Raw genomic sequence first — 6,416 nt, forward strand, 5'->3', positions numbered from 1 at the left:
CTGTTTTCACAAAATCTAAAGAACTAAAATCTTCTTGCTTTTGGACATATTCGGTATTAGGATGGGCCAATACCGTTCCTTGTCTGGAGAGCACATAGACGGTTGAACCGTTTTTTGACAGCGCAGTGACAAAGTCACTAACTTTGGATAGCTCCGTACTTGCCTGTAAAACGCCGACAATATTGTTATTCATATCACGAATAGGCGTAGAAATAACAACATTCAATTTACCGGTAACCTTGGAAAGGAGAATATCGGATACATACTCTTCTGTTCCATTCATAGCGTTTTTAAAAAATTCTCGCTCGCTAACGTTAGTAAAAGCATCATCAGTACTTTTAATAACTTGTTGACCTTGGGCATTGTCAAGAGCCATAACAAGATCGGGATTGACTTTTGCGGCATCCACTAGAATTTGTTTCGCATTCACTAAATCAAAATTGCGAATAGCAGGTTGGTTGGCAACCATATGTATCGTGTTGAAATTCTTTTCAAGGGTTCCATTGATTTCTGCTTTAACAATTTCTAATTTGTCCTGGCTAATTTGATAAGTAGCCTGTTGAGAATTAGAGACAAAAGAGGATACGGATAAAACCGAAAAAATGAGTAGTGGGATTAAGCTAGTAGTTAAGAGCATTACAAATAACCGTGTTCTGAGCTTCAAATGAAATCCTCCCTGTTTTTTTATTATTTAATTAAAAATGGACAAAAATAAAAAGCCGCAAGTAGCGACAAAAAAAGATGGTTTCGGTAGCCTGACAAACATTAGCAAGATCTGGAAGGATCATAGCTTTGCGTCTTTAGCTTTCGCTAAGGATCCTTTGTCGCAATATACCCCAATTGTTATTGTATGTAATACACTTTATCAATTCTACGACATATTATTCCAAAATTCAAGGTAATTCGTCAAATAATGGCAAGTATACATCATACTGGCTATGTTTTTGAATATCATAATGGGGGCGCACCCTTCACCTTATTTGTCCATCTACCAGATATTTTGTGTGAAATGCAGGAATTTTAGAATAATTAGTAGTATATACATATATATAAGTTATTTATAATGGGTGGAGGTTGACGTAACTTGAGAAGCATTCAGACAAAACTCACATGTATGATCTTAGCAATTATCTTTGTAGCGATGTGTACATTGGGAGGGCTAAATTACTGGAAGGCGCGGACAATCATCAGCGACAATGTTACTGAAAACCAGCAAGCTATTACTAAATCCATTGCTGGTGAAATCGGCCACTGGCTGGAAATCCGCCGGACGGAAATGGCTGCCATCGCCCGTTCACCAATTATGACCAGTGGCAATCGCGAAGCCATGTTGTCGTATTTAAAAGCAGAACTCAATAATAACAAACTCTATGAGAATATTTTTTGGGTTGATCTCGATGGAAATATACATGATGTCCACGGTGTCCAAGGCAACCTTAAAAACCGAGCTTACATCCAGGATGCCCTGAAAGGAAACACCTCCATTGTCGACCCAATCAAATCTATGGTGACGTCGAAAATGGGTATATTAATGGCTGTACCCATCAAACGAGATCATGAGGTTATAGGAGTACTTGTCGGATCCATTGAAATCACCGAACTCGAAAAGATCGTCAATTCGATTAAGATCGGTCAGACCGGCTACGGTATTCTCGTACAAAGTGATGGTCTCTACATCATTCATCCCAATAAAGATATGGCGATGAAATTTAATCCACTGAAAGATAATGTCAATGACCCCAAAATAAAGCAGATAACCGAACAGATGATTAAAGGAGAACAAGGAATAAGTAGTATTATAAATAGTCAAGGGCAAGAATCCTTTTTCGCCTATGCGCCAATCCCAGGGGCCAATTGGTCGCTCGCCATAACAGTACCAAAGGCCGAAGTTACAGGACTTGTGTCATCACTGACAAGCATTTCTGCCCTAACGATTATTATTGTTTTAATCTTAACAGCCCTTGCCGTCACGTTCATTACTAGGAAAATAGTCGGCCCATTACGCGTAATGGCAACATATTTGAAAGAAGTCGCTGCCGGTGATTTTAGTGGAAAATCGCGCCGATATACATCGAATGACGAGATCGGCCAGTTAGCCGACTCCATCGCCGAAATGCAAACTAATCTTGCCGACCTTATCAAACAGGTAAAACGAGTAACCGAACAAGTTGCCGCCGCATCAGAAGAGCTTACCGCCAGCGCCGATCAGTCCGCTCAGGCAGCTAACCAGGTAGCTCAAGCAATAACTGAGGTAGCCAGCGGTGCCGAAAAGCAATTACAAGCTGTAGAGGAAACAGTAACTACCGTAACCCAGATGTCTGCTAGTATCCAGCAGGTAGCTGTTAATGCCAGTACCGTTTCCAATACCGCCGACAAATCGGCCGAGGCAGCCCGCGTGGGTAGTCAGGCTGTAGAACAAGCGGTAAGTCAGATGCAACATATTGAAAATACAGTTGTTCGTTCAGCCGAGGTTGTTGTAAAACTTGGTGAACGCTCCAAGGAAATCGGTCAAATCGTTGATACCATTTCCGGTATAGCCGGCCAAACAAACCTTTTGGCTTTGAACGCCGCCATTGAGGCTGCCCGGGCAGGAGAACAGGGTCGTGGCTTTGCCGTCGTTGCCGACGAGGTTCGTAAACTAGCGGAACAGTCCGAAGAAGCAGCCAAACAAATCGCCGTACTGATAGCCGAAATTCAGAAAGATACCGATAGTGCGGTTCTGGCGATGAATGAAGGAACCAAGGTAGTGCGTACCGGAGCCGAGGTTGTCACTAACGCAGGTCAGGCATTTCGTGAAATTATCAAATCAATCGGAGAGGTATCCAGCCAAATCCGCGAGGTTTCTACAGCAGTCCACCAAATGGCTAGCGGCAGCCAGCAGGTGGTTAACTCCGTAAACCAAATCGACGCCATATCCAAGGAAGCAGCTACCCAGTCACAAAGTGTATCAGCAGCTACCGAAGAGCAATCGGCAACCATGCAGGAGATAGCAGCATCCAGCCAGGCCCTTGCTAAAATGGCCGAAGAACTGACACTGGCCGTGAGTAAGTTTAAGATTTAGAAAGCTAACTTGTACCACCAACATCTTAGTCAGAAGAACAAACTGTCAATAAGCTTAATTTTAGGTTCTAGCAATGCCTTTGTAATTAATCGTACTAGTTTTCATAATGTTCGGGGCCTGATTTCTTATTCCTTAGGAAAATAAAAACAGCCTCCCCCATTATGCATAAAGTACGAAAAAGAAAACCTATTGTATGCCCTACTTTAGTCTACCGGGTAAACATGTTAAAACAACTAATTTTGTACCGTTCGGTATACGGCAGTTCAATCGTTTAAGTACATTACCTCGTATCTTTTGGCTATATCATCATAACCAATGGATGCGAGGTATTCGTTTGTTAATGACCTGTGTAAATCTAACTTAATGACTCCTGCTTTAGGTTTGGATGTTCGAACAGCACGATCAAGCGCTTCGATCACAAGCTCCTTAGTCATAGTCACAAAAAAGCCCTAGAGCTTGAGACTCCAAAGGCTTTATCCTACTTTTACAGTTTGCATTTTATTTATCACTTGTCAATAAGTGGTTTTATATCGCGTGTTTGAAATATTAGCCATTTAAACGCCAAAAGCTATAGTTTAATGCACAGGCAAGCGACACCCACATTAAATAGGGAACTAGAAGCCAAGCAGCAATAGTCGATTGATTACTAAAAGCTCTGATTGTCATCGCAATGGAAAACCATAATGCAACAATAATTATCAGTCCGCCAAATATTAAGTGAAGTCCGAAAAAAACTACCGACCATACTACATTTAACACCAACTGTATTCCAAACCAGGTGTAACTTGCTGCCTTATTTTGTTCCCTCTGACCTTGCTTTTTCCATACGATATACAAGGCGATACCCATTAAGATATACAATACTGCCCACACTGGCCCAAAGACCCAATTGGGTGGTGTAAATATTGGCTTTTGTAACAGCTCGTACCAATTGTGAATCGATGGTATAGTAAAGTAAGCGCCAATGCCTCCTGCACCAAGACATAATATCAAACTGGGCAACAGTTTTTTCATCTCCATGCCAAACTCTCCTCAAAGTTAGTCTTAAAGTTGTTATTGTAGGAGTTATTGAGAAAAAAAGAAGAAGACAACACCGTCCTTTGACCGGAACGAGTAACCAAAAACGATTACTCAAAGGTGTGTCTTATATGAAAGTTATTCGCTCATTGCACCTTAGCTACTATTTTCCCTGAACAGGTCGGCAATATGCACGCGTTTAGCGTGAATGCTCCAATCTGTCCAGGAAGAGCAATAGTAGATTTTACAAAACCCTCTGCGAATGCTTTACATATATCAAATTCTTTTAATCTCATCTAAACAGCATCTATAATATTTAATACTGGCACTTCCTTTACACCGAGCGCTTTCACCCAGCTCGGTTTACTATACCTATCTATTGTCATCTATCCTATCATCAATTATAGTTTTTTGACATCCTATCAATTGTCCGTTTTATTTCTTTACGGAACTCTTCCGGCCCCACAACCTCTAAAAATTCTGCCTGACTAAGCAACCACATTTTAATTCCCTCGCCAAAAACCTCTGCTTCAATCAAGGTAACTTTCCCGTCACTTTCTATTACTTTAGCGGTTGGTAACCTGTCCATCACAGCATCTAGAGACTTTCCCCAATACTTAAACCTGATATGCAAAAGCGGCCCTGAGTGCATAAATTGAACCCGCTTACGAAATTCGCCTTCTTCAAACCGTTTACAATATGATATGGCGAAATGTTCTGGTAAAACTGTCATTTCTCGAATCCGGTCTATCCGGTAGATAGCAGGAAATTCATAGTCAGTATTACAGATGCAGGCAATCAGATAAAAATAATATTCAGAAAAAATAATACCTTGTGGCTCAACAATACGAATAATATCCTGGTCATCGTTTTCTTTTTTATAGCAAAGTCTTATCTTCCATTGTTCTCGTATAGCCTTACTTATTGTCCACAGACTTTGAATGAGCTTTTTGCCATGCTTCACAGGCGCGTAATGAAATTTTTCATTGCGAATAATTTCCCGAATATGTTGCTGTTCGGCGGGGGAGACCTGCAACAATAACTTATCCAACAGGGCATCCATCTCCGAATGGCAAAAGGCTCGGCTTTCTAGCAGAACTTTGGCGATTGCCAAAACATCATATTTTTCCAACCATTGTTTTCTTTTATTTATCATTGTATAGCCTTTTAGAGATGGTGACCAAATAACCTCACACTCTTCTCCTTCTCTATATTCAGTCGCCAAAAAATCTCTAATTGTATCAATATCGCGCTGAATGCTTTTCTCCGTTACATTAAACCGTTTAGCTTCAGTAGCCTTTTGAATAGTTTCACCGCGACTAAGCCGCCTGAATATAGATAATATTCGATATGTTTTTAGACATGTATCCTGATCAGCCATTAATTACACCTTCTGTCCGACAAAAACAATTAATTTTCTTACATTCAACAATTTGGTAAATTAATCCTTCCATATTTGCTATTTTTTACATAACAATTCAAAATTTTACTCACAATGCAGATTTCAAATTACGCTATACTTTTTCCTTGCAATTATGTTTTTCCTGGTACATATTATAATCTGCTTGTTGAACGACGTCCCAAAAACGCTTGTTAGCTATTGAAGTCGCAGCAAAACCAATTGACATGCTTAAAGGAATGGACGGATGACAAGTATTGTAGTTGACAATTCTTTCCTTAATCAATTTCTTGCATTCCTTAAGTTCTTCTTCAGTCAAAATCCGCGTAAACACCATAATATACTCGTCACCCCCTATCCGAAAAAGATGGGCATCAGACGGCGAGCTTTCTCTGAGGATTTCGCCTACCTTTCGAATAACAGAATCGCCTGCTACGTGTCCAAGCGTATCATTAATAATTTTCAAACCGTCAATATCACAAAAAATGACAGATACCCCTATTCCTTCTTTCTCTATTTGCTCTGCAAACCGAGTGAAGGCATTGCGGTTTTTTAATCCTGACAGCATATCACAATCACGTTGGTGACAAAGTTCTCGTATCAATTCCCGATATTTTTTTATTTGATTATGAAGAGAATAGCACTGACTGACAAGAGATAAATTGAATCCTATCGATAGTAATGCAACAGCCAATAGTACTTGCACAATACTTGCCTCTGCAATCCAGTCTTTTAATTCCACTATGTCAGTGGTTAACTTAGCATAAGCTGCTAAACTAACCACTGTTATCAAAATAATAACAATGCCTTTTTTATAATTATGTTTGTCCGTATCGCATGGCAGGCAAAGCATCGCAATCCCCCTATTCTATCTATGCAACTATTTGCCAGCAATCCGTTGGCTAGCACCATCAGGGTTCTAGTACGGCAACTTCTCCT

The 6,416-nt window shown here is 40.3% G+C and carries 5 protein-coding genes and 1 riboswitch; of the genes, 1 reads left to right on the forward strand and 4 read right to left on the reverse strand.

The features are described from left to right. A partial coding sequence (locus AC29Z1_RS11535; protein WP_488271609.1) for a cache domain-containing protein occupies positions 1–664 on the reverse strand: 664 nt, incomplete at its 3' end. An 82-nt stretch (positions 665–746) separates the two neighbouring features. Further along, positions 747–830, reverse strand: a riboswitch (cyclic di-GMP riboswitch). A 254-nt stretch (positions 831–1,084) separates the two neighbouring features. Here AC29Z1_RS11535 and AC29Z1_RS11540 point away from each other — a divergent pair. After that, the gene (locus tag AC29Z1_RS11540; RefSeq protein WP_488271610.1) at positions 1,085–3,061 is read left to right on the forward strand and encodes a methyl-accepting chemotaxis protein; all 1,977 of its coding nucleotides are present in this window, start codon (positions 1,085–1,087) and stop codon (positions 3,059–3,061) included. 546 nt (positions 3,062–3,607) lie between these two features. On the opposite strand, the gene AC29Z1_RS11545 is transcribed toward AC29Z1_RS11540, so the two are convergent. The 3 genes from AC29Z1_RS11545 to AC29Z1_RS11555 form a co-directional block, all read right to left on the reverse strand. Then, on the reverse strand, positions 3,608–4,081 hold the full coding sequence (locus AC29Z1_RS11545; protein ID WP_488271611.1) for a TspO/MBR family protein: 474 nt from the start codon (positions 4,079–4,081) through the stop codon (positions 3,608–3,610). A 394-nt stretch (positions 4,082–4,475) separates the two neighbouring features. Then, entirely contained in the window at positions 4,476–5,459 is a 984-nt protein-coding gene (locus AC29Z1_RS11550) for a helix-turn-helix transcriptional regulator (protein ID WP_488271612.1), read from the reverse strand. A gap of 133 nt (positions 5,460–5,592) precedes the next feature. Then, a complete protein-coding gene (locus AC29Z1_RS11555) occupies positions 5,593–6,330 on the reverse strand; it encodes a GGDEF domain-containing protein (protein ID WP_488271613.1) in 738 nt (245 codons plus the stop codon). Between the last annotated feature and the right edge of the window lie 86 nt (positions 6,331–6,416).

The sequence above is a fragment of the Sporomusa sp. genome (assembly GCF_057736855.1).

Bases quoted from the DNA above. Each gene is read 5' to 3' on its own strand.
- AC29Z1_RS11555 (WP_488271613.1), bottom strand. From the start codon at position 6,330: ATGCTTTGCCTGCCATGCGATACGGACAAACATAATTATAAAAAAGGC.
- AC29Z1_RS11550 (WP_488271612.1), bottom strand. From the start codon at position 5,459: ATGGCTGATCAGGATACATGTCTAAAAACATATCGAATATTATCTATA.
- AC29Z1_RS11545 (WP_488271611.1), bottom strand. From the start codon at position 4,081: ATGGAGATGAAAAAACTGTTGCCCAGTTTGATATTATGTCTTGGTGCA.